The organism is Vibrio owensii (assembly GCF_002021755.1).
GTDB classification, from domain to species: Bacteria; Pseudomonadota; Gammaproteobacteria; order Enterobacterales; family Vibrionaceae; genus Vibrio; species Vibrio owensii.
In genome coordinates this window covers 2,518,639-2,540,934 of record NZ_CP019959.1, presented here as the reverse complement: position 1 = coordinate 2,540,934, position 22,296 = coordinate 2,518,639, and the positions used below count along the sequence as shown (strand labels likewise).

Annotated in this window: 21 protein-coding genes and 2 tRNA genes; 4 read left to right on the top strand and 19 right to left on the bottom strand. The window is 45.8% G+C overall.

All coding sequences use genetic code 11. The annotated features are described in order from the left end of the window. Positions 1–62: 62 nt before the first annotated feature. Both rimI and A9237_RS11715 read right to left on the bottom strand, forming a co-directional pair. The gene (rimI, locus tag A9237_RS11720; RefSeq protein ID WP_020193893.1) at positions 63–521 is read right to left on the bottom strand and encodes a ribosomal protein S18-alanine N-acetyltransferase; all 459 of its coding nucleotides are present in this window, start codon (positions 519–521) and stop codon (positions 63–65) included. Positions 522–533: 12 nt separating this feature from the next. Further along, complete coding sequence (locus A9237_RS11715; RefSeq protein ID WP_005431900.1) at positions 534–932, bottom strand: DNA polymerase III subunit psi; 399 nt, start codon at positions 930–932, stop codon at positions 534–536. A gap of 63 nt (positions 933–995) precedes the next feature. On the opposite strand from A9237_RS11715, the gene A9237_RS11710 reads away from it, so the two are divergent. After that, positions 996–1,448, top strand: coding sequence for a hypothetical protein (locus A9237_RS11710; protein ID WP_005439486.1), 453 nt, complete (start codon positions 996–998; stop codon positions 1,446–1,448). 83 nt (positions 1,449–1,531) lie between these two features. Here A9237_RS11710 and A9237_RS11705 read toward each other — a convergent pair whose 3' ends face one another. Both A9237_RS11705 and ubiT read right to left on the bottom strand, forming a co-directional pair. Further along, complete coding sequence (locus A9237_RS11705; RefSeq protein WP_078608221.1) at positions 1,532–2,035, bottom strand: GNAT family N-acetyltransferase; 504 nt, start codon at positions 2,033–2,035, stop codon at positions 1,532–1,534. After that, positions 2,019–2,546 (bottom strand): ubiquinone anaerobic biosynthesis accessory factor UbiT, encoded by a 528-nt coding sequence (gene ubiT, locus A9237_RS11700; RefSeq protein WP_005431915.1) that lies wholly within the window; start codon positions 2,544–2,546, stop codon positions 2,019–2,021. The genes A9237_RS11705 and ubiT overlap by 17 nt, the downstream gene beginning before the upstream one ends. Before the next feature lie 265 nt (positions 2,547–2,811). Between ubiT and A9237_RS11695 the strand changes: the two genes are divergently transcribed. From A9237_RS11695 to A9237_RS11685, 3 genes are all read left to right on the top strand, one after another. Then, positions 2,812–4,851, top strand: a complete 2,040-nt coding sequence (locus tag A9237_RS11695; RefSeq protein ID WP_078608220.1) for a sensor domain-containing protein — start codon at positions 2,812–2,814, stop codon at positions 4,849–4,851. Between the two features lie 149 nt (positions 4,852–5,000). Beyond that, positions 5,001–6,014 carry a ubiquinone anaerobic biosynthesis protein UbiU gene (gene ubiU, locus A9237_RS11690; RefSeq protein ID WP_005439474.1) on the top strand — a complete coding sequence of 338 codons (1,014 nt, stop codon included), beginning with the start codon at positions 5,001–5,003 and terminating at the stop codon, positions 6,012–6,014. Positions 6,015–6,034: 20 nt separating this feature from the next. Continuing rightward, entirely contained in the window at positions 6,035–6,913 is an 879-nt protein-coding gene (locus A9237_RS11685; RefSeq protein ID WP_078608718.1) for a U32 family peptidase, read from the top strand. Between the two features lie 70 nt (positions 6,914–6,983). Here the strand turns inward: A9237_RS11685 and vmrA are convergent, their stop codons facing one another. The 15 genes from vmrA to folP form a co-directional block, all read right to left on the bottom strand. Further along, the gene (gene vmrA / locus A9237_RS11680) at positions 6,984–8,330 is read right to left on the bottom strand and encodes a sodium-coupled multidrug efflux MATE transporter VmrA (RefSeq protein WP_078608219.1); all 1,347 of its coding nucleotides are present in this window, start codon (positions 8,328–8,330) and stop codon (positions 6,984–6,986) included. Positions 8,331–8,387: 57 nt separating this feature from the next. Further along, positions 8,388–8,801 (bottom strand): MarR family winged helix-turn-helix transcriptional regulator, encoded by a 414-nt coding sequence (locus tag A9237_RS11675; RefSeq protein WP_078608218.1) that lies wholly within the window; start codon positions 8,799–8,801, stop codon positions 8,388–8,390. Between the two features lie 97 nt (positions 8,802–8,898). Further along, entirely contained in the window at positions 8,899–9,822 is a 924-nt protein-coding gene (gene nlpI, locus A9237_RS11670) for a lipoprotein NlpI (protein WP_078608217.1), read from the bottom strand. A 183-nt stretch (positions 9,823–10,005) separates the two neighbouring features. Next, positions 10,006–12,138 carry a polyribonucleotide nucleotidyltransferase gene (pnp, locus tag A9237_RS11665; RefSeq protein ID WP_009707524.1) on the bottom strand — a complete coding sequence of 711 codons (2,133 nt, stop codon included), beginning with the start codon at positions 12,136–12,138 and terminating at the stop codon, positions 10,006–10,008. A gap of 314 nt (positions 12,139–12,452) precedes the next feature. After that, the gene (rpsO, locus tag A9237_RS11660; RefSeq protein ID WP_005380094.1) at positions 12,453–12,722 is read right to left on the bottom strand and encodes a 30S ribosomal protein S15; all 270 of its coding nucleotides are present in this window, start codon (positions 12,720–12,722) and stop codon (positions 12,453–12,455) included. Between the two features lie 150 nt (positions 12,723–12,872). Then, a complete protein-coding gene (truB, locus tag A9237_RS11655) occupies positions 12,873–13,817 on the bottom strand; it encodes a tRNA pseudouridine(55) synthase TruB (RefSeq protein WP_020193888.1) in 945 nt (314 codons plus the stop codon). Beyond that, positions 13,817–14,224 (bottom strand): 30S ribosome-binding factor RbfA, encoded by a 408-nt coding sequence (rbfA, locus tag A9237_RS11650; RefSeq protein WP_078608216.1) that lies wholly within the window; start codon positions 14,222–14,224, stop codon positions 13,817–13,819. The genes truB and rbfA overlap by 1 nt, the downstream gene beginning before the upstream one ends. 109 nt (positions 14,225–14,333) lie before the next feature. Continuing rightward, complete coding sequence (gene infB, locus A9237_RS11645) at positions 14,334–17,018, bottom strand: translation initiation factor IF-2 (protein WP_005439463.1); 2,685 nt, start codon at positions 17,016–17,018, stop codon at positions 14,334–14,336. A gap of 21 nt (positions 17,019–17,039) precedes the next feature. Next, entirely contained in the window at positions 17,040–18,527 is a 1,488-nt protein-coding gene (gene nusA / locus A9237_RS11640; protein WP_005439457.1) for a transcription termination factor NusA, read from the bottom strand. Between the two features lie 36 nt (positions 18,528–18,563). Continuing rightward, complete coding sequence (gene rimP, locus A9237_RS11635; RefSeq protein ID WP_005439455.1) at positions 18,564–19,019, bottom strand: ribosome maturation factor RimP; 456 nt, start codon at positions 19,017–19,019, stop codon at positions 18,564–18,566. Between the two features lie 232 nt (positions 19,020–19,251). Then, a tRNA-Met gene (locus A9237_RS11630) sits at positions 19,252–19,328 on the bottom strand. A gap of 56 nt (positions 19,329–19,384) precedes the next feature. Then, positions 19,385–19,468 (bottom strand) — tRNA-Leu (locus A9237_RS11625). An 18-nt stretch (positions 19,469–19,486) separates the two neighbouring features. Then, on the bottom strand, positions 19,487–19,825 hold the full coding sequence (secG, locus tag A9237_RS11620; RefSeq protein WP_005439454.1) for a preprotein translocase subunit SecG: 339 nt from the start codon (positions 19,823–19,825) through the stop codon (positions 19,487–19,489). 225 nt (positions 19,826–20,050) lie between these two features. Then, on the bottom strand, positions 20,051–21,391 hold the full coding sequence (glmM, locus tag A9237_RS11615) for a phosphoglucosamine mutase (RefSeq protein WP_078608215.1): 1,341 nt from the start codon (positions 21,389–21,391) through the stop codon (positions 20,051–20,053). A gap of 10 nt (positions 21,392–21,401) precedes the next feature. Beyond that, positions 21,402–22,241, bottom strand: coding sequence for a dihydropteroate synthase (gene folP, locus A9237_RS11610; RefSeq protein ID WP_078608717.1), 840 nt, complete (start codon positions 22,239–22,241; stop codon positions 21,402–21,404). Positions 22,242–22,296 lie beyond the last annotated feature (55 nt).

Below are 22,296 nucleotides of genomic sequence, written 5' to 3'. Positions count from 1 at the left end.
CGAGGCTTGTTGATTTTGCTTAGCGCCCTGAGGGCGATGCACTTTGTTGGTTACAAAGCGCTTTATTCGTTAAAGAACAGATAGCTCATAATAATGGCGTCTTCCTTACCATTACCGGTTTTCGCTGGGTAATAATTGTAACGACGATCCACTTCATTGAAACCCGCTTGTTCATAAATATGGATAGCGGGGTGATTACTTTCACGCACTTCCAACCAAGCACTCTCGGCTTTGGCCTGTTCACAATGCTCAATGAATGCATCCAGTAATTTTTGCCCTAACCCTTTGCCCTGTTGAGAAGGCGATATGGCAATATTCAATAGCGTCACTTCTCCGACAATATTCTGTCCGTAGAAGTAACCCACTACTTGAGCGTCTTCAAGCATCACATGATGACAAGCGCCGCGACTGGATAAGTCACGAACTAAAGATTCTGCCCAAGGATGAGAATGCGCTTGTTGTTCGATTTGCCAAACTTGGTCGAGGTGCTCAGCACGCATCGGCGTAATTTCAATTGTCACGCGGTCGCTCCGTTAAGAGTACGAACAGATTTGTTGCCACAATGCGCGGCGTTGTTCGTTATTGCCATCAATATCTTGTAATAGCGGTGAAGTCAGTTGCTTGGCGTTGATGCTGGCGTCCGCCTCACAACCTGCGAACCACACCCACTCTAGTTGATGTTCACCCAACATGGATAAACGCTCAGGCTCTAGGTGCAGTGCGTCGTCTAGCGTGAGCTTAATGCTTTTTAATACGCGCTCAAACATCAAAGCTGTCTCGTTTTCTGGACACATTGGCGATACCAATAGGAGTTTACAAGAACTTTGCAAATCCAATAATGGCGATTGATAGCCTTCCAGCCTTTCTGGGTGACTCAGCTCCCAAGTGCTGATCCCCATTTCATGTAAATATTGTTTCTCGTTAATTGACATCTTTTGTCACCTATTTGAACGAGGCAATCCTATCAAAATTTCGCATTTAAAGTCAGAGGTGTTATGAAGCTTTTCCAATCACTCGCTATTACGTTACTTATCGCCACCACCAGCTTTACCGCTTTCGCTAAGGATAGCAACGATGGCTGGGAGCTGATCGCCGAGAAAACCGTAAACTTCCAAACCGAGACCGACACGGTAGAACCAAACGGTCTGTTCAAAAACCGTAAGTTCAGCAAAATCAAAATCAAATGTACTCAAGGCACCATGAGCATTAAGAACATGAAAGTGACTATGACCGATGGTAGCGAGAAAAAGCTCAAAACCATGGTTGGAACACTAACGAATGGTATGTCGACACGCGCTTGGACACTACCAGGTTCTGAAGATGCGAAGTTCAAACGTCTAGAGATGGAATACAAAAGCTGGGGCAACATGACATTGAATGCAGCTGGTATGAGTAAAAAGGCAAAAATCGAAGTTTGGGGTAAAAAACGCGTCCAAGAACAGGATTAAACCACTTTTGCTCTGTACGACTCACTAAGAGCTCAAAAACAAAGCCCGCTTTTACAGCGGGCTTTGTCATTCAATATTGGCGATTATAGCGCAGAGAATTCTGGAGAATAATCGATGCGACCAGAGCGTCCGTCACACTGACCTTCGACCAATTCTGCTACGCGGAACGCACCTTGCGGCACTTCCCATGCACAGTCGAAGCCCATATCTTCAGCAGCGGTAAAGCCTTGGCGCGCGTAGTAATCTGGCTCACCTAATACCACACACACTGGGTAACCAAAGTCACGAAGCGAATCAAAACCTTCTTTGATGAGCTCAGCAGCAATACCTTGGCGGCGGTAGTCTTCATGCACAGCCAAAGGCGCAAGACCTTGCCAAGATAAATCTTCACCATTCAACGTCACAGGGCTAAACAGCGCATGACCAACCACTTCACCTTCATCAGTACAGGCTACCAAAGACAAAGTGAGCTTGCCGTTTTCACGCAAACGCATCACTAGGTTGGCTTCCGCATCTGTTGGGAAAGCGTGTTTTAATAAGCGGTCAATGGTGAGAATGTCCGCAGGGGCTTCAGTTCGAATAAGCATTCGCTACTCCGGTTTCTTGTGCAGGCGCTTGAACCCCTTTCTGAACAAAGTCAGCCAGTTGGTTCAGTGCTACTTGCATCGCTTTTGGTAACTGCTCTAAGTCGACACTGTCCATCAGGTTTTTCACTTCTAAGCCAAGCTCAGTATCGCCCTCGATAGAAAGGCGACGTTGGAAGAACAGTGTATCAGGGTCTTCTTTACGACCAGCAATAAGTACTAGGTCGTTAAGGTTACCACTAAAACTCACATCTTCCTGAACCGGTTTCTCTGCTACCACTAATTTTTCATCTTGGTAGCTGATGTACCATGCTAAGTTCAAGTCTTTAATCGCAACTTTCAGCCACTTGTCTTCAAGGAACTCAAAATCACCATCTTCTAGGGCTTCTTTGAACACCATTTTTAAACCTTCTAGCAAGGCTTTTTTCTGAACAGTTTGTGGCAATAACTGGACTGGAGATCGCAAAATTGATGCTGCGTTCTTTACTAGTTGACTGCGAATCTTGTTTAACACGCTAATTATCCGTTACTTTGTCATAAGGTTGTCTATCTTACGCAATAGAGTAATACCTGTACCTGTTATGTATCAATAAATCTGTTTGTTTTAGAAGTAGGCGGTTTACTCACTCAAACGTCGTTTTTTTGACCTTACGTGTATTATTGACGCTAAGTCGTGGATAAACGCTTTAATAACGGTATGTTCAAAGTTATAGTTATCAAAATAGCGTTTTTATTACACGGACGAATAATCAGGCTCATTGGAGATCGGTAACACCTTAATGCCTTCCCAGCAATTACAACATTGGTTTGCAACGCTTACCTCAAATAGCCCATTCTTTTTTGCCATTCTTGATAAGAAACACAATTATCGAATGGTGAGTGATCGCTATTGTGACATTGCAGGCTTAGGACACGACGAGATCGTTGGTCTGAACGACAGCCAAGTACTGGGAGAGCAGTTCTATAAGAAGCTCGCTCCCTACTACCAACGCGCGTTCAAAGGTGATCATGTTGAAGCGGAAATTACGCTTGACGAAACCGATCTTGAAACCAGTCTTCACTTCAGCCTTTCTCCCGTTAATGAAGAAAACGAAATTCGCTTTGTGGTTTTTCATGCCATCGACACGTCTGAAAAACAAATTCTGGTTCGCTCGTTAGAAGAGTCCGAAAGCAAGTTCGCTAAGCTAACTCAGCTTTTGCCCGACGGTTTGCTGTTGGTGGAAGATGACATCATCATTTCTGCCAATCCAGCCTCCGCACGTTTACTCGGGTTAAACTCGCCTCATGAGCTACTTGGAGAAGAGCTGACTCGTCTGTTTATCGATGAAAACAGCAAAAAAGTCTTCACTCATCGCATCAGCACATTACTCTCTGAAAAACCTTTTGTGTGTCTGACCAGCGCTCGTTGTGGCTTCGAACGTAAAGTTCAATTGCATGCCGACACCACAGCAATTCTCGGCAGTGAATCTCAAATCATTTTGATCCAAGATGCCGACGATGCGCCCAAGCTGCTCTCTTCTAATTCCAATGAAGATGCGCACATTGATTCACTGACCAAGCTGTACAATCGTTTTGGCTTTACGAAACGATTAGAGCAACTAATTAAGAGCCAGACACCGTTGCTGGTTTTCTACCTCGACATCGATAACTTTAAGAATATCAATGACTCACTTGGCCATCACATCGGTGACAAAGTGATTCAAGAAGTTTCCGCACGTCTAAAGCGCTCCTTGCCAAATCAAGCGATTATCGGCCATTTAGGCGGCGACGAATTTGGCATCATCCTTCCTGAGCCAGAAAACACTCGCATGGCAGAGATTTTATCTGAACGGATTATTTCTCTGATCAACCAACCTTTCGATCTGCATCATTTCAGTAAGCGCCTAGCATGTTCTATTGGTAGTGTGCGTTACCCAGAAGACGGGCAAGACGCGCGCATTCTGCTGCAAAACGCTGATACCGCGATGTACGAAGCAAAAGACCGTGGTCGGAACCGCCTGATTAAATTTAACGATCAGATGAACAAAGAAGCGCGTATGCGTTTGTGGTTGGAGATCGAGCTACAAAAAGCGTTGCAGCAAAACGGGTTGGAAGTCTGGTACCAACCAAAAGTTAACGCCCGTGACTTCAGCATTAACGGAGCCGAAGCGCTAGTACGTTGGAAGCATCCGGTCGAAGGTTACATCAGCCCGGGCGCATTTATCCCTGTCGCTGAGCGTGCAGGCTTGATTGAACACCTTGGTCGTGTGGTCATGCGTGATGTGTTTAACACAGTAAAACGCTGGAAACTGCAAGGCATTCTACCGGGACGCGTCGCGATCAACCTCTCTCCAGAGCAGTTTGGTAACCCACAGCTGATCGACTACATGGAGAAGCTACTGCGCACCACCGAACTTGACCCAAGCTGCATTACCTTCGAGCTAACAGAAAGTGCGGTAATGAGCGACAGCGAACACACGCTGCAAATGCTTAATGCGATCAAGAAGCTTGGTTTTGCCCTGTCTATCGATGACTTCGGTACGGGTTACTCTTCCCTTTCCTATTTAGCACGCTTCCCTATCGATGAGCTAAAAATCGACCGTGCGTTTATCAACGACATCGATACGCTTCCGAAACAGGTAACAGTGATTGAGAACATCATCAACCTTGGTAAATCATTGGATTTGACCGTAGTCGCCGAAGGTGTAGAAACCCACCAGCAAGCGACACTGCTATCGAACCTGCAATGTAACTCGATTCAGGGCTTCCATTTTTACCGTCCTCAACCTAAACACGAAGTTGAAGAGTTGTTTGCGCAAAACCGCCGTCATAAGAACTGATCTCAACTGCAACAAAATCTGAGTGTTACCCCTTACTCTCAAGGGGTAAATCTCAACTTTATTGAGCTAAACCTAACTTAGGTCAATTTCGCTATTCATAATTCTTCATAAAATGCGGGCACCTTTTTATTCTCTATGATTGTGAGCATATGGAACTCTTGTGTCCTGCGGGTAACTTGCCTGCGCTAAAAACCGCGATTGATTGCGGTGCAGACGCCGTATACATCGGCTTTAAAGACGATACCAACGCTCGTCACTTTGCTGGTCTGAACTTCAACGGCAAGAAGCTTGAAAAAGCGGTGCAATACGTTCATGACCGCAACAAAAAGATCCACGTTGCATTAAACACGTTTGCCCACCCAAATGGTTTCGAGCGTTGGACAAATGCGGTCGACAATGCCGCAGCCTTGGGTGTAGACGCACTTATCGTGGCTGACATTGCGGTACTTGAGTACGCTGCTCGCAAATACCCAGAACTCGAACTACACCTTTCTGTGCAAGCATCAGCGACCAATGTTGCAGCGGTAGATTTCTACAAGCAAAACTTCAACGTAAAACGCGTTGTACTGCCTCGCGTATTGTCTATCCATCAGGTAAAACAGCTTTCTCGCAACATCACTAGCGATGTCGAGCTGGAAGTCTTTGCTTTTGGTAGCCTGTGCATCATGTCAGAAGGTCGTTGCTACCTGTCTTCTTACATGACTGGCGAGTCACCAAACACTGTTGGTGCGTGCTCTCCGGCGAAATACGTTCGCTGGCAAGAAACAGAAAATGGTCTGGAATCTCGCCTTAACGATATTCTGATCGATCGCTACAGCGCTGGTGAAAACGCTGGCTACCCAACTTTGTGTAAAGGTCGTTTCGAAGCTGAAATTGAAGGCGAGAAAAAACGCTACCATGCACTGGAAGAACCAACCAGTTTGAACACCCTTTCTATGTTGCCTGAGCTGTTTGCTGCAAATGTGGCTTCCGTAAAAATTGAAGGTCGCCAACGTAGCCCTGCTTACGTAGAACAAGTAACGCGTACGTGGCGTGCAGCGATTGATCGTTACCAAGCAAATCCAGAAGCTTACCAAGTTGAAGCGGCTTGGAATGCAGCATTGGCAAACGTGTCTGAAGGTACGCAAACCACACTTGGTGCTTACCACCGTAAATGGCAGTAGAGGTTAAGATGGATAACTCAATAAAATACGCACTTGGTCCACTGTTGTACTTCTGGCCAAAGCAAGACGTTGAAGCGTTTTACGAACAAGCAAAATCAAGCTCTGCGGACATCATCTACCTAGGTGAAACCGTATGTTCGAAACGTCGCGAAATGAAACCTGCACATTGGTTTGATATTGCGAAAGAACTGTCTGCATCTGGCAAACAAGTCGTGCTATCAACGATGGCACTATTAGAAGCGCCAAGTGAAGTGAACATCATGAAGAAGTACATCGACAACGGTGACTTCGCGATTGAAGCTAACGACGTGTCCGCGGTTCAACTGGCTTCTGAGCATAAAGTGCCATTCGTCGTTGGTCCTGCAGTTAATACTTACAACGCGCACACCCTTAACTTGTTCCTAAAACAAGGCATGGTCCGCTGGTGTATGCCTGTAGAGCTGTCTCGTGAATGGCTCAGCAATACCTTGGTTCAATGTGATGAACTCGGTATTCGCAATAAGTTTGAAGTGGAAGTTTTCAGCCACGGTTATCTGCCGCTGGCTTACTCGGCGCGCTGCTTTACCGCTCGTGCAGAAAACAAAGCCAAAGACGACTGCGAAACTTGCTGTATTAAGTACCCAACGGGTATTCAAGTAAGCAGCCAAGAAGGCCAAGAAGTGTTTAACTTAAACGGCATCCAAACTCAGTCTGGTTACTGCTACAACCTGATCAACGATCTACCAAGTATGGAAGGTCTGGTTGATGTGGTTCGTTTAAGCCCGCTAGGCCTTAGTACCTTCTCTGAGCTAGACCAATTCCGTTCAAACGAGAAAGGCACCAACCCAGGCAAGATCCAAGACCGCCAATGTAACGGTTACTGGCACCAACTTGCAGGTCTAGAAGTGAAGAACATCTAATCCCTGCTTACGGTTTCAAAGTAATAAAAAAGCGAGGTACTAACCTCGCTTTTTTTACATCTTTTCGTCGTTAAGACGCTTGAATACTTGGCTCTGCTGAACTCTCGTTCATTAGCTTCTTAATATCACGCCACAACATTGTCATCACCACTAAACTCAAGGCGATGTTAGACAGTGGGAATGCAATCCAAATACCCGTTACGCCTAGAAGTTTCGGCATGATGAACAAGAACGGCAATTGAATTGCCATATTACCAATGGTCACAAACATCGCTTTGCTGCCTTTGTTCACCGATTGGTAGTACGCCGCAGCAACCACTAAGAAACCATCCAAGAACAATGCAAACATATGAAGACGAATACCGACCACCGTCGCATCAATCAGGTTTTGATCTGCATTGTTGAACACCGACACAAACTCGTACGGGAAGATGTTCATCAGAATAACAAACGCGACACCACCAAGCACTGACGTGCCCATTGCGACCTTCAACAGCTTACGAATATTGTCTTGGTTGCGTGCACCATGGTTATAGCTCACTAAAGGCTGCATACCATTAGCGATGCCTTCCGCGATCAAGTAGTAGACCGTCACGATATAACCCAAGATGGCGTAAGCACCAATCAACAACGCACTACCGTACTGGGCAAACAGCGCATTATGCAGAGCGACCATCATCGAGCCGTATGCGTACATAAAGAAGCTCGATGTGCCGATCATGACGATTTTAGGGATCACGTCAAATTGCATCTTCAAGTCGCCAATCGACAGGCGCATCTTCGCTCTTGAAGTAAAGAAGTATCCCACACCAAGAATGGTGACCACCATCTGTGCTAACGCAGTCGCAATCGCTGCACCTTCAAGCTCCCAACCAAGCCAAGCAATAAACAGGTAATCAAGCACGATATTGATCACGGCACCAATCACCATCAAGATGGTGGCTAAGTTCGGGCTATCGTCGTTACGCAGCAAAAACGGCACTGCAATTGAACCAAGCGAGAACACACAAGCCACGCTTAAGATGTGCAGGTACTGCAAACCAAGTTCGTATACTCGCCCTTCTGCCCCTTGCCAACGAATAAAGTCATCAGCGAAGAAGAATAAGGTTGTTGCTACAAGTGGCATCAAGGCTACTAAAAGCAAAAGACCAGTTGAGAGAATGCGTTTAGCACCTTCACTGTCTTTTTCACCTTGTTTGATAGAGGCGAGTGCCCCCGTACCTACGCCCACCATCATACCGATACCAAGTATCGAGCCAATGATCGGCCACGCGACGTTGATCCCGGCTAATCCATCAGCCCCCACATAACGACCAATAAAGATACCATCTACGACTTGGTATAAGCCGTTGACCAGCATGGCTGCGACGGTCGGAATTGTGTATTTCCAAAACTGTTTGTATATAGAGTTTTGCATAACTACCACCAATAGTTAGCAAGGCTAACTAAATTGATAAAAGAATAAAAAATAGGTTTACTTTCCGAGCGCTTTATCCAGTAGCGCTTTCAGTTGCTGTGCTTCTTGCTTATCAAGTTTACGCACGAGTTGTTCAGAAATATCCTTGTAAACCACCTGTTCAAGGGACATCTCTGCTATCACTTCTTCCGTTAGCAAAACGCGTTTTGAACGCGCATCTTCGTTACAAGCAATGCGTCTAACCAACCCCTTTTTCTCCAAACGAACCACCATATTTGAAGCTGAAGGTTTGGTGACTTGCAGCTCTTCAGCCAAATCAGTAATACGCACACCTTCTGGATGAAGCTGAATCACTCGTAAGTAATCGAACTCATTAAAGCTCAAATGTGAAAGCGGATCTTCCTTGGCATAAACACGCCACGCTTTGGCACAAAATCGTTCTAACTCAATCAGGCTTTTTTCTAATGCCATTATGCTTTGCTCATTTAGTTAGCAAGGCTAACTATTTTAGAGAAGCTCACCAAATTCTTCAAGCACAAAAAAGCCGCTCTAGTTGAGCGGCTCATGGTTATTTTTCTTCTTGTTGCTGTTGCTCGGCTTTGAGCTTAGCAAGTTGTTCTTGCTGCAACTGATCGTAGATTTGCGCCAACTCCAAGAAAGAGTAACGGTGTTCTACGTATTCATAAACGTTGAAAGAGATTGCTAGCTTGTACAACGAAATCGCATCGGCAATATCACCTTCTAATTGGTAACGCTTACCAAGGTAGAAGTAAGTTTCAGTTAAACGTTCAGCAAGACGATAGTTTTCACGCGTACCATCCATGATGGCTTTAAGCGCAGCATCATCAGACACGTCACGCAGCATGATCGCAACTAAAACCCAACCCCACTCCTCACTGCGGTCGCGTTGGTAACGTTTCTCTAAGTTCGCTTTTGCTTGCTCTGGGTTTTGTTCAGCTTCAATGATGTAAAGCCACAGTGCGCGGAACGGGTCACTCGGCATTTCTTCATAATGCTTAGTCATGTCTTCCAGAGCAAGGTCGATACGGCCACCATAATAAAGCGCAATCGCGCGGTTACGCTCTGCGTATGAGTTCTCTGGTGCAAGCTCTAATGTCGAATCAAATGCTTCGTAAGCCGCATCAAACTCACCAACTTGAGTGAAATACACCCCTAGTAGGTTAAAGATATCTGGTTGAGCAGGGTTCAGTTGCAAAGACTGATTAAAATCCAAACGGGCAAGATCACGCAAACCAACGCTGTCGTAGTAGTTACCACGCTCGTAGTGCATCTTAGCGCGAACTTCATCGCTCAAGTCTGGACGCTGTAAAAGCTGGGAAAGACGTGCAATCTGAACTTCTTGCTGAACGCTTGGCTGTAGCGGTACCGCCATCGGAGGATAGATCCACTTTTGTGCCGAATGTTGAGAGGTATTAGCACAACCGGTCAGCGCGATAGCGACACATAAACTTGCGGTTTGAAACCATTTCACTAATTGGTACTCCTGTTTGGACCGCTCTGGGTCTGTTTCTCTTTATGCACTATAGGATATATAACTTCGCTTGAGGCTAAACTTGTCGAAACAGGCCAAAAAAAAGGGGAGCGAAAATGCTCCCCTTTTATAGCATGCTTTCAGTCTCTTAAGCTAATAAAAGACCAAAAGTCGAAACTTAGATTACTCGCCTTTTGCTTCGGAAGCGTCGTTTGCTTCTTCTGCTGGCTTCTCTACAGCTTCTTTCATACTTAGACGTACACGGCCTTGGCGGTCGATTTCAAGAACTTTAACTTGAACTTCTTGACCTTCAGTTAGGTAGTCAGACACTTTCTCAACGCGTTTTTCAGCGATTTGAGAGATGTGTACTAGACCATCTTTACCTGGAAGAACCGTTACGAATGCACCAAAGTCAGCTAGACGTGCAACCTTACCAGTGTAGATACGGCCTACTTCAACTTCAGCAGTGATCTCTTCGATGCGGCGGATAGCTTCTTTCGCTGCTGCACCTTCAGTTGCTGCAATCTTGATAGTACCGTCGTCTTCGATTTCGATAGTTGTACCAGTCTCTTCAGTTAGAGCACGGATAACTGCACCACCTTTACCGATAACGTCTTTGATCTTCTCTGCGCTGATCTTCATTGTGTGAATGCGAGGAGCGAATTCAGAGATGTCTTCACGAGCACCAGAGATAGCTTCATCCATTACAGATAGGATGTGCTTACGTGCACCTTGAGCTTGGTTAAGCGCAATTTGCATGATCTCTTTAGTGATACCTTCGATCTTGATGTCCATTTGAAGTGCTGTGATACCAGTGTTAGTACCCGCTACTTTAAAGTCCATGTCACCTAGGTGGTCTTCGTCACCAAGGATGTCAGAAAGAACAACGAAGTCATCGCCTTCTTTAACAAGACCCATTGCGATACCCGCAACAGAAGACTTGATTGGCACACCTGCGTCCATAAGAGCAAGAGAAGTACCACATACAGAAGCCATTGAAGAAGAACCGTTAGATTCAGTGATTTCCGATACAACACGTACTGTGTATGGGAATTCATCAACAGAAGGCATTACTGCTGCGATACCGCGTTTAGCCAGTTTACCGTGACCGATTTCACGACGCTTAGGAGAACCTACAAAACCAGTTTCACCAACACAGTATGGAGGGAAGTTGTAGTGTAGTAGGAAGTGATCTTTACGCTCACCAGTTAGCTCGTCGATGATTTGAGCATCACGCTGCGTACCTAGAGTCGCAGTTACTAGAGCCTGAGTTTCACCACGTGTAAATAGTGATGAACCGTGTGTACGAGGAAGAACACCAGTACGTACGTCTAGCGCACGAACCATGTCTTTTTCACGGCCGTCGATACGTGGGTTACCAGCGATGATGCTGCGACGTACAACTGTCTTCTCTAGATCGTGGAAGATAGTGTGGATTTCTTTTGTGTTCGCTTCTGGATCTTCAGCAAGTAGCACTTCGTTTACTTCACCAGCGATCTCGTGGATGCGGTCGTAACGAGCCATCTTCTCAGTGATTTGGTAAGCTTCAACAAGCTTAGCTTCAGCCAGTTCAGCGATCTTGTTTACAAGTGCTGTGTTCTCTTCTGGAGCAACCCAATCCCAAGCAGGAGTCGCAACTTCAGCAGCAAACTCGTTGATTGCGTTGATCACTGTTTGTTGTTGGTCGTGGCCGTAAACAACCGCTGATAGCATTTCTTCTTCAGTTAGGTTGTCAGCTTCTGACTCAACCATTAGTACTGCAGATTCAGTACCCGCAACCACTAGGTCTAGCTTAGAAGCTTCTAGCTCTGTGTTGCTTGGGTTAAGTACTAGTTGACCGTCGATGTGACCAACACGTGCAGCACCGATAGGACCGTTGAACGGAATACCAGAGATAGCTAGCGCCGCAGAAGTACCGATCATAGTTACGATATCAGGTTGAACATCTGGGTTAACAGATACTACCGTTGCGATAACTTGTACTTCGTTTTTGAATGCATCTGGGAAAAGTGGACGGATTGGACGGTCGATTAGACGAGCCGTTAGCGTTTCACCTTCAGATGGACGACCTTCACGCTTGAAGAAACCACCAGGGATTTTACCTGCAGCGTAAGTACGCTCTTGGTAGTTAACTGTTAGCGGGAAGAAGTCTTGACCTTCAACTGCTTCTTTTTTACCAACTACAGAAACGAATACTGCTGTATCGTCCATAGTTACCATAACGGCTGCCGTAGCTTGACGTGCGATAACGCCAGTTTCTAGAGTAACTGTGTGGTTACCGTACTGGAACGTTTTAACAACTGGTTTTTCGAACATTGTTATTCCTTGTTTCTAAGCGCATCGATGGACTTGCTCAGAGAGTATTGATTGATACTCAAGACATTACGAATCGCGACTAGTGAAAACAAACTGACATGGTGTGCAATTCGCTTTTAATAGTCGCGACCTTTTGGTCGACGTGGTTGACTGTAATGCAATGAGTCTTTGTGAAAATCTCAAAACGAGATTTAGCCGCGTGTAGTATAACGGCATAAGTTTGATTTGGCTAAGCCATAGCAGTGAAAATAAGTAACGGGCAACAAAAAAGGGGCATAAAGCCCCTTTTAGACAAACTGCTATGCAGTCGCTTATTAGCGACGTAGGCCTAGACGCTTGATTAGGTCTTGGTAGCGAGCTAGATTTTTACCTTTTAGGTAATCTAGAAGCTTACGACGACGAGAAACCATACGTAGAAGACCACGACGGCTGTGGTGATCGCCTTTGTGTGCTTTGAAGTGACCTTGTAGGTGGTTGATAGAAGCTGTAAGTAGAGCTACTTGAACTTCTGGTGAACCTGTGTCGCCTTCGCCTTGTGCGTATTCTGCAACGATTGCTGCTTTAGTTTCTGCATTCAGAGACATAATTCTCTCCTAATAAGAGTAGGTTTAAAGTTGTAGCAGCCAATCTCTGATTCAGCCGCTACGCGAAGCGCGAATTATAGGGAAGTTTCCTCACCCGCGCAATATAAAAATACCGGCATTACAGCCGGTATTTTCTAGAGCTTGATGAAGTTACTCTTCGTCGCGGAAAACCACCAAACGTTTTGGTGCCACTTTTCCATCGTCGTTCACTTCAGCAACGCCAATAAACAGCTTATCTTCACCAGAAGTCATGCGAATTGGCGTCCCTTCTGGCGCGCCAAACACTTGTACTGGCATACCATGCTGTACCAAGTTGGTTAGCTCTGCGTTTAGGTTTACCTCAGGTAAATCTTCAACGGCAGTGTCCATTGGCAACAGCAGTGGATCAAGCAACTCTTTTGGTGCTACTTCATCACGATGCGCTTGCTCTAGCAACTCATTAAGTTGCTCTAGCGTTACCATTTTTTCGTATGGGTACTTAGCAACACCAGTACGACGAAGCATGGTCACGTGTGCGCCACAGCCAAGCATTTCACCTAGGTCATCAACGATAGTACGGATGTAAGTGCCTTTCGAGCAGTGTACTTCCATCTCAACTTCGTCACCTTCAAAACGGTGAAGCACGATTTCGTATACGGTGATCTTGCGCGATTCACGTGGCACTTCAATGCCTTTACGAGCGTACTCGTACAATGGCTTACCTTGGTATTTCAATGCAGAGAACATTGAAGGTACTTGGTCTGATTCACCACGGAACGTGTCGATGCACGCTTCTAACTTCTCAAGGTTCACGTCAACTGGACGCGTCTCTACCACTTCGCCATCAGAGTCAGACGTATCAGTACGCTCACCCAACTTTGCGATTACGCGGTAGCGCTTGTCTGAATCCAACAAGAACTGAGAGAACTTAGTTGCTTCGCCTAAGCAGATTGGCAACATGCCCGTCGCTAGTGGGTCCAATGCACCCGTATGACCTGCTTTTTCAGCAAAGAAAATACGTTTTACTTTTTGCAGTGCATCATTTGAAGAAATACCTGTTGGTTTGTCCAACAAGATAACGCCATTAATTGGACGACCTTTACGACGACGAGCCATTACCCTTCCCCTGCCTGATCTTCTTCGCGACCTGAATCTTGCTGTTTACGTTTATCTTCGTTAACAACTTCAGAAACTAGGTTCGACATACGCATACCTTCTACTAGTGTGTTGTCGTAGTAGAAACGGATTTCAGGCGTTAGACGTAGGCGAATACGCTTACCAAGCATCATACGGATGTGCACTTCGTGCTCACGCAGTGCTGCTAGGCATGATTCTGGCGTTTGCTCACCCACACATAGGAAAGTAACGAATACTTTTGCGTAAGCAAGATCGCGTGATACTTCTACATCAGAAATCGTAACCATGCCTAGGCGAGAGTCACGAACTTCACGTTGAAGGATCATCGCAAGTTCTTTTTGCAGCTGCTGTGATACGCGCTGCGTGCGGCTAAATTCTTTTGACATATTCATTCTCTTAAATAGAAAGAATGGGGGGATGGTCAAGCCAGCCCCCCATGGTGTATTCAACAACCAATTACTATTTGTCTTTCAGACGTTTAGTAATTTTAGTCAATTAGTCTAGAGTACGTTTGATTTCAACGATTTCGAATACTTCGATCTGGTCGCCAACGCGAACGTCGTTGTAGTTCTTAACGCCGATACCACACTCGTAGCCATTCTTAACTTCTTGAACGTCATCTTTAAAGCGACGAAGTGACTCTAGTTCACCTTCGTAGATAACAACGTTGTCGCGTAGAACGCGGATTGGGTTGTTACGCTTAATTAGACCTTCAGTAACCATACAACCAGCGATTGCGCCCAGTTTCGGTGACTTAAATACGTCACGTACTTCAGCAAGACCAATGATTTCTTGCTTGAATTCTGGAGCAAGCATACCGCCCATTGCTTGTTTAACTTCGTCAATCAATTGGTAAATGATTGAGTAGTAGCGTAGGTCAACGCTTGCTGCTTCAATTGCACGGCGAGCAGATGCATCCGCACGTACGTTAAAGCCAAGGATGATTGCGTTTGAAGCTTCTGCAAGAACTGCGTCAGTCTCAGTAATACCACCAACACCAGAACCAACGATGTTCACTTTAACTTCGTCAGTAGACAGTTTCAGTAGAGAGTCTGCGATTGCTTCTACAGAACCTTGTACGTCAGCTTTCAGTACTACGTTTAGTTCAGCAACTTCACCAGCAGTCATGTTAGAGAACATGTTCTCTAGTTTAGATTTCTGCTGACGAGCAAGTTTCACTTCACGGAACTTACCAGCACGGTAGTTTGCTACTTCACGCGCTTTACGCTCGTCACGTACTACTGTTGCTTCGTCACCTGAAGATGGTACGCCTGAAAGACCTAGGATCTCTACAGGGATAGATGGACCAGCTTCTGTGATTTCTTGACCTAGTTCGTCACGCATTGCACGAACACGACCGTATTCTTGGCCACAAAGAACGATGTCGCCTTTGTTTAGCGTACCTGATTGAACAAGTACTGTTGCAACTGGACCGCGACCTTTATCTAGGCGAGATTCAACAACAACACCAGATGCCATGCCTTCAGCTACAGCTGTAAGTTCAAGAACTTCAGACTGAAGAAGGATTGCTTCTAGAAGACCATCGATGTTTGTACCCTGTTTAGCAGAGATGTGAACGAACATGTTCTCACCGCCCCATTCCTCAGGGATTACGTCGTATTGAGCTAGCTCATTCTTAACGTTGTCTGGGTTCGCATCTTCTTTATCGATCTTGTTCACAGCAACAATTAGAGGAACGCCTGCCGCTTTCGCGTGCTGGATCGCTTCAACTGTTTGTGGCATTACACCATCGTCTGCTGCAACTACAAGAACAACGATATCTGTCGCTTGAGCACCACGAGCACGCATTGCAGTAAACGCTGCGTGTCCAGGAGTATCAAGGAACGTGATCATGCCGTTGTCAGTTTCAACGTGGTAAGCACCGATGTGCTGTGTAATACCACCCGCTTCGCCTGAAGCAACGTGTGTACGACGGATGTAGTCAAGTGTTGACGTTTTACCGTGGTCAACGTGACCCATGATAGTTACAACTGGAGCACGTGGTACTGCTTCTGCGTTTGTATCACGATCAGATAGTACTGCTTCTTCCAGTTCGTTCTCTTTACGAAGAACTACCTTGTGACCCATTTCTTCAGCAACAAGCTGTGCTGTTTCTTGGTCGATCACTTGGTTGATAGTCGCCATAGCGCCCATCTTCATCATTACTTTGATAACTTCTGTCGCTTTAACCGACATCTTGTTAGCAAGTTCAGAAAGAACGATGGTTTCACCGATTACTACGTCTTGTTTTGCTACAGTCGCAGACTTATCGAAACCGTGTTGCATTGAAGTAGGCTTAGCAAGTTTGCCTTTGTTACGGCCTTTGCCACCACGTTGGTTACGACCACCGCGTGATTGCTCTTCTTTTGCTGGCTTCTTCTTCTTACGACGAGCACCGCCTTCTTCTTTACGGTCAGCTGCATCTTCAGCTTCACGAGCGTAACGAGAAGTGGTTACGTGGTAGTCAGAGTTTTCAAGTTCTTTCTTCTTAGACTCTTCTTCAGACCAACGAGCTTCGTTCTCTTCTGCAAGTTTACGAGCTTCTTCAACAAGCTTCGCGGCTTCTTGCTCAGCTTTACGTTGGGCTTCTTCTTCCTGACGACGCTTTAGCTCGTCAGCTTCTTTCTTCGCTTGCGTATTAGCATCCGCATTTTTTGCATTCATGTCTTTCTTAGCCTTTTCAGCTTGTGCGCGTTTTGCCTTTTCTTCAGCTTCACGTTTTGCATCCGCTTCACGTTTCGCTTTCTCATCGGCTTCGCGCTGTGCTTTCTCTGCAGCTTCACGTTTGGCTTGTTCTTCTGCCTCACGCTTCGCAAGCTCTTCAGCTTCACGCTTTGCTGCTTCCTCAGCCTCACGTTTTGCGTCGTCTTCGATAGTGCTGCGCTTCACATATGTGCGCTTCTTACGCACTTCTACTTGAACATCCTTACTTTTGCCGCCACCTGCTGCAACACTTAGCGTGCTACGAGTCTTACGTTGAAGCGTCAGTCTAGTAGGTTCAGATTCGCCCGACTTATCGCCGTGCTCTTTCTTCAGGTGAGAGAGAAGCTTTTGCTTCTCTTCATCCGATACATGGTCAGAACTCGCTTTGTTCATGCCAGCGTCAGCAAGTTGTTCCATTAAGCGGTCGACTGGAGTACCAATCTCTTCACTCAGAGCTTTAACTGTTAATTGTGTCATGCCGCTTCCTCCTTGCTGATATTATGCTTCTTCGCCGAACCAACAGATGTTACGTGCAGCCATGATAAGCTCACCTGCGCGTTCTTCTGTCAGGCCTTCAATACCTTCTAAATCGTCGATACCTTGGTCGGCTAGATCTTCTAGTGTTGCTACACCTTTTGCTGCCAACTTGAATGCCATCTCACGCTCTAGACCTTCAAGGCCTAGTAGGTCTTCAGCAGGCTCTAGACCTTCAAAAGACTCTTCTTGCGCTAGGGCAATTGTCGTTAGTGCGTCTTTCGCACGGCTACGAAGCTCTTCTACAAGCTCTTCGTTTAGGCCGTCTACGTCTAGCAGTTCGTTAACTGGAACGTATGCGATTTCTTCTAGCGTTGAGAAACCTTCTTCAACAAGTAGTTGAGCGAAGTCTTCTTCAATGTCTAGGTACTTCATGAAGTTTTCGATAGACGCTTGAGACTCTTCAGCGTGTTTCTTCTGAAGATCTGCCACAGTCATTACGTTCAGTTCCCAACCAGTTAGTTGAGATGCTAGACGTACGTTTTGACCGTTACGACCGATAGCTTGCGCTAGGTTGTCAGCTTCAACTGCGATGTCCATTGAGTGTGCATCTTCATCAACGATGATAGAAGCAACGTCAGCTGGCGCCATTGCGTTGATAACGAATTGAGCTGGGTTATCGTCCCAAAGAACGATATCGATACGCTCACCACCAAGCTCACCAGATACTGCTTGTACACGTGCACCACGCATACCAACACACGCACCTACAGGGTCGATACGTTTGTCATTTGTTTTAACAGCGATCTTAGCGCGAGAACCTGGATCACGTGCAGCACCTTTAAGCTCGATGATTTCTTCAGCGATTTCTGGTACTTCCACACGGAATAGTTCTGCCAGCATTTCTGGTTTAGAACGTGTAATGAACAGTTGGAAACCACGCGCTTCTGGAGCAACTTTGTACAGAAGACCACGAACACGGTCACCTGGACGGAAGTTTTCACGAGGAAGTTGGTCATCACGTAGGATTACCGCTTCTGCGTTGTTACCTAGATCCATTACAACTGTTTCACGGTTTACTTTCTTAACAACACCAGTGATTAGGTCACCTTCGTTGTCGATAAACTGTTCTACGATTTGTGCACGCTCAGCTTCACGTACTTTTTGTACGATAACTTGCTTAGCAGTTTGAGTCGTAATACGGTCAAATGTAACCGATGGGATATCGTCTTCTACGAAATCACCTAGTTGAATGTCTGCATCTTCATACTGTGCAGCTTCTAGAGAGATTTCTTTTGTTGGGTTTTCTACATCTTCTACAACCAACCAACGGCGGAAAGTTTCAAACTCACCCGTTTTACGGTCGATAGCGACACGTACATCGATTTCGATTTCGTATTTTTTCTTTGTAGAAGTTGCTAGAGCAATCTCAAGAGCTTCAAAGATACGCTCACGAGGTACCGCTTTTTCGTTCGATACCGCTTCTGCTACCGCTAAAATTTCTTTACTCATTGTATTTAGCCTCTAAGCTTCAAATTTTTTAGGGAACTAAAATTTAGGGATCAGGTTAGCTTTTGAAATGTTACTTAGAGCAAACTCTTCTTGTTGCCCATCAACAGTAACTGCAATTGTCTCACCATCTACGCTGTGGATAATACCTGCCCACTTACGACGGTTTGCAACAGCCATTTTCAAAACGATGCTGACCTCGTGACCAATAAATTGCTCGTAATGTGCTGCTTTGAAAAGTGGTCTTTCTAAGCCTGGAGAAGAAACTTCTAGGCTGTAAGCAACAGAAATTGGATCTTCAACGTCTAGTACTGCGCTAACCTGATGGCTTACTTCTGCACAAGCGTCTACATTGATGCCATTTTCGTGGTCGATGTAGATACGTAACGTTGAGTGCGCACCCGCACGAATAAATTCTAATCCAACCAACTCATAGCCTGATGCCTCTACTGGAGCTTCAAGCATTTCAGTAAGTTGTCTTTCTAAACCAGTCATTTGAACCACTCCAGAAACAAAAAAAGGGCTCAGAGCCCAATCAAAAAACCAAGCAGTGATCCGAGTTAAATTACAAAAACTCAGATAACAAAAAACCCCGAAAGTCGGGGTTTTATGCTGCTGGACCCTGATACGTTAAGAATAGCCAAAAATTTGCTTTTCTTAACTCACAGTGTGGTTAGCACTGTGCAAACTTGCCAATCGAATCATTCTTTGCAATGAAAGAAGAGATTGGTTGCGGGGGCCGGATTTGAACCGACGACCTTCGGGTTATGAGCCCGACGAGCTACCAAGCTGCTCCACCCCGCGTCCGACTTGCTGAGCATTATACGCTCAACTAAGTGATTTACAAGTTTGTAAATTCATGGTGCCGAGAGAGGGACTCGAACCCTCACACCAAAGGCACTAGCACCTCATGCTAGCGTGTCTACCAATTTCACCATCTCGGCTACATAAACCTTTACAGCTTATTGTGGAATCTCATCACCTGCTGGTGCTGGAACTTCACTTGCTGCATCTTTAACTTGTTCTACAACTGGCTGACCTAGTGTTGGGTCTACCCATTGTGACTCAGTCTTGTGCGTAGACATACGACCAAGTAACAAGCTAATGATAAAAAATACGGTTGCTAAAATAGCAGTTGTTCGGGTTAAGAAATTACCTGAGCCGCTTGCACCAAACACTGTGTTTGAAGCACCTGCACCGAACGAGGCTCCCATATCTGCGCCTTTACCTTGTTGAATCAACACAAGGCCAATCACACCAAGCGCCGCCAACAGGTAAATCACAAGTAGAACTGAAAACATTTTTTTCCACCTATGTTCCAAATTGTTGAGCCAGCGCCGTTCAAAAACAATGATGTTTATTTATGAACAAGGCTAGCGACCTCCTAACGGGAGGCGGAGCAATACTAGCGAAAGCCAGTAACGCTGACAAGGGAAAATTAGCAAAAAGTCAGCGCTAACGCATTAAGCGCTCAAAAAAAGGGCAAAAGATGCCCTTTTCTCTCGCAAAATAGGTTAACGCAATGATTAACAACTTGCTTTTACTGCATCTGCAATTTTAAGCGCAGAGCTTTGAACAAGCTCGGCATCTTCACCTTCAACCATAACTCGGATCAGAGGTTCAGTGCCTGATTTGCGAAGCAGCACGCGACCTTTGTCACCAAGCTCAGCTTCAACCGCTGCTACTGAGTCTAGTACAGCTTGAGCTTCAAGTGGGTTGCTTTCGCCAGCAAAGCGCACGTTTTCTAGCACTTGTGGGTAAAGCGTCATCCCTTGAGACAAGTCGTGTAGTGTCATATCACTGCCAACTACAGAAGCAAGAACTTGCAACGCAGCAACAATAGCATCACCTGTAGTGACTTTGTCTAGCAAGATAACGTGACCTGAGTTTTCCGCACCAATTTTCCAGCCTTTCGCAAGTAGCTGTTCCATTACGTAGCGGTCACCTACAGCAGCACGTACAAATGGAATACCCAATTGCTTTAAGCCATTTTCCATGCCTAGGTTGGTCATTAGCGTACCAACAACACCACCTTTTAGTTCACCACGACGCAGTGCGTCACGTGCGATGATGTAAGCGATTTGGTCACCATCAATCTTGTTACCTAGATGGTCAACCATGATGATACGGTCACCATCACCATCGAACGCTAGGCCAAGATGAGCTTGCTCTTCTACCACACGCTTTTGTAATGCACGAACGTCAGTCGCACCCACTTCAGCGTTAATGTTAGTGCCGTTTGGCTCAACACCCATTGCGATAACTTCTGCGCCTAACTCTTTGAATACGTTAGGAGCGATGTGGTAAGTCGCACCGTGTGCACAGTCAACAACAATTTTTAGGTTTGCAAGGCTCAACTCAGAAGGGAAAGTGCTCTTACAAAATTCGATGTAACGACCTGCTGCATCATTTAGACGAGTCGCTTTACCTAGTTCAGCAGATTCAACACATTCGATGTCTTTGTCTAGCTCAGCTTCAATAGCAAGCTCGATATCATCCGGAAGCTTAGTACCTTCAGATGAGAAGAACTTAATACCGTTGTCGTAGTAAGGGTTATGAGACGCTGAAATAACGATACCCGCTTCCGCACGGAAGGTTTGCGTTAGGTAAGCAACCGCAGGGGTTGGCATTGGCCCCGTAAAGGTAGCTTTCAGACCAGCTGCTGCAAGACCGGCTTCAAGAGCAGATTCAAGCATGTAGCCAGAGATACGCGTATCTTTACCGATGATAACTTTCTTAGTGCCTTGTTTTGCTAGTACACGACCAGCAGCCCAGCCAAGCTTTAGTACGAAATCCGGAGTAATCGGGTATTGACCAACTTTACCGCGCACACCGTCAGTACCAAAATAACGTCTTTTATCAGACATAAAACTTTCCTTAATTCTTTTTGATATTTTTGTTCGTCATCTCAACCACCTTCATTGCTTCCATGGTTTCTTCAAAGTCATGAACTCGAATGATCTGCGCACCTTTCATTGCAGCGATAGTCGCACAGACCACGCTTGCATTAGTACATTCCGCTGCGGGTTTATCCAACAACTTAAAGATCATTGACTTACGCGACATACCAGCAAGTATTGGTAAACCGAATTCATGGAACTTATCGAGATGAGCGAGCATATGATAATTGTGTTCTATGGTTTTGCCAAAGCCAAAACCTGGGTCTAGGATAAGTTGAGACTTATCAATACCCACCGCTTCACAAGCAGCAATGCGTTCTTTGAGAAATTCTGAGACATCTTCCATCAGATCATCATACTGTGGATTTGCCTGCATCGTTCTAGGTTGACCTTTCATGTGCATCAAGCAAATTGGTAGGTTTGCTTGTGCTGCCACTTCCAGAGCCCCCGGCTCTTGAAGCGCGCGAACATCGTTAATGAGGTCAGCACCAGCAGCAACCGCTTGACGCATCACTTCAGCTTTACTGGTGTCGACAGAAATCCAAACATCGTATTTTTCGCGAATGGCGTTGATAACTGGAATGACACGTTGTAGTTCTTCCTCTAGCTCAACATCTGGGGCGCCGGGACGCGTCGACTCGCCACCGATATCGATAATACTGACGCCAGCAGCAATCATTTTCTCAGCCTGGGCAAGCGCAAGATCGAGAGAGTTGAACTTACCGCCATCGGAGAAGGAGTCAGGGGTTACATTGAGAATCGCCATGACGTGAGGGCGAGAAAGGTCGAGAGATTTGTTGTTTGCTTTAATAATCATAGCTTTAATAATCACAACATATACAAAAACCCCGAGCTTAACTCGGGGTTTATTA

What these genes read in the sequence shown, in the direction of transcription:
- rpsO (WP_005380094.1), bottom strand. Translation starts at nt 12,722, where the DNA reads ATGTCTCTGAATGCAGAAACTAAAGCAGCAATCGTTGCAGAATACGCA.
- nusA (WP_005439457.1), bottom strand. Translation starts at nt 18,527, where the DNA reads ATGAGTAAAGAAATTTTAGCGGTAGCAGAAGCGGTATCGAACGAAAAA.
- pnp (WP_009707524.1), bottom strand. Translation starts at nt 12,138, where the DNA reads ATGTTCGAAAAACCAGTTGTTAAAACGTTCCAGTACGGTAACCACACA.
- A9237_RS11675 (WP_078608218.1), bottom strand. Translation starts at nt 8,801, where the DNA reads ATGGCATTAGAAAAAAGCCTGATTGAGTTAGAACGATTTTGTGCCAAA.
- rbfA (WP_078608216.1), bottom strand. Translation starts at nt 14,224, where the DNA reads ATGTCAAAAGAATTTAGCCGCACGCAGCGCGTATCACAGCAGCTGCAA.
- truB (WP_020193888.1), bottom strand. Translation starts at nt 13,817, where the DNA reads ATGGCTCGTCGTCGTAAAGGTCGTCCAATTAATGGCGTTATCTTGTTG.
- folP (WP_078608717.1), bottom strand. Translation starts at nt 22,241, where the DNA reads ATGATTATTAAAGCAAACAACAAATCTCTCGACCTTTCTCGCCCTCAC.
- secG (WP_005439454.1), bottom strand. Translation starts at nt 19,825, where the DNA reads ATGTTTTCAGTTCTACTTGTGATTTACCTGTTGGCGGCGCTTGGTGTG.
- rimP (WP_005439455.1), bottom strand. Translation starts at nt 19,019, where the DNA reads ATGACTGGTTTAGAAAGACAACTTACTGAAATGCTTGAAGCTCCAGTA.
- vmrA (WP_078608219.1), bottom strand. Translation starts at nt 8,330, where the DNA reads ATGCAAAACTCTATATACAAACAGTTTTGGAAATACACAATTCCGACC.
- A9237_RS11695 (WP_078608220.1), top strand. Translation starts at nt 2,812, where the DNA reads ATGCCTTCCCAGCAATTACAACATTGGTTTGCAACGCTTACCTCAAAT.
- infB (WP_005439463.1), bottom strand. Translation starts at nt 17,018, where the DNA reads ATGACACAATTAACAGTTAAAGCTCTGAGTGAAGAGATTGGTACTCCA.
- A9237_RS11710 (WP_005439486.1), top strand. Translation starts at nt 996, where the DNA reads ATGAAGCTTTTCCAATCACTCGCTATTACGTTACTTATCGCCACCACC.
- glmM (WP_078608215.1), bottom strand. Translation starts at nt 21,391, where the DNA reads ATGTCTGATAAAAGACGTTATTTTGGTACTGACGGTGTGCGCGGTAAA.
- ubiU (WP_005439474.1), top strand. Translation starts at nt 5,001, where the DNA reads ATGGAACTCTTGTGTCCTGCGGGTAACTTGCCTGCGCTAAAAACCGCG.
- A9237_RS11715 (WP_005431900.1), bottom strand. Translation starts at nt 932, where the DNA reads ATGTCAATTAACGAGAAACAATATTTACATGAAATGGGGATCAGCACT.
- A9237_RS11705 (WP_078608221.1), bottom strand. Translation starts at nt 2,035, where the DNA reads ATGCTTATTCGAACTGAAGCCCCTGCGGACATTCTCACCATTGACCGC.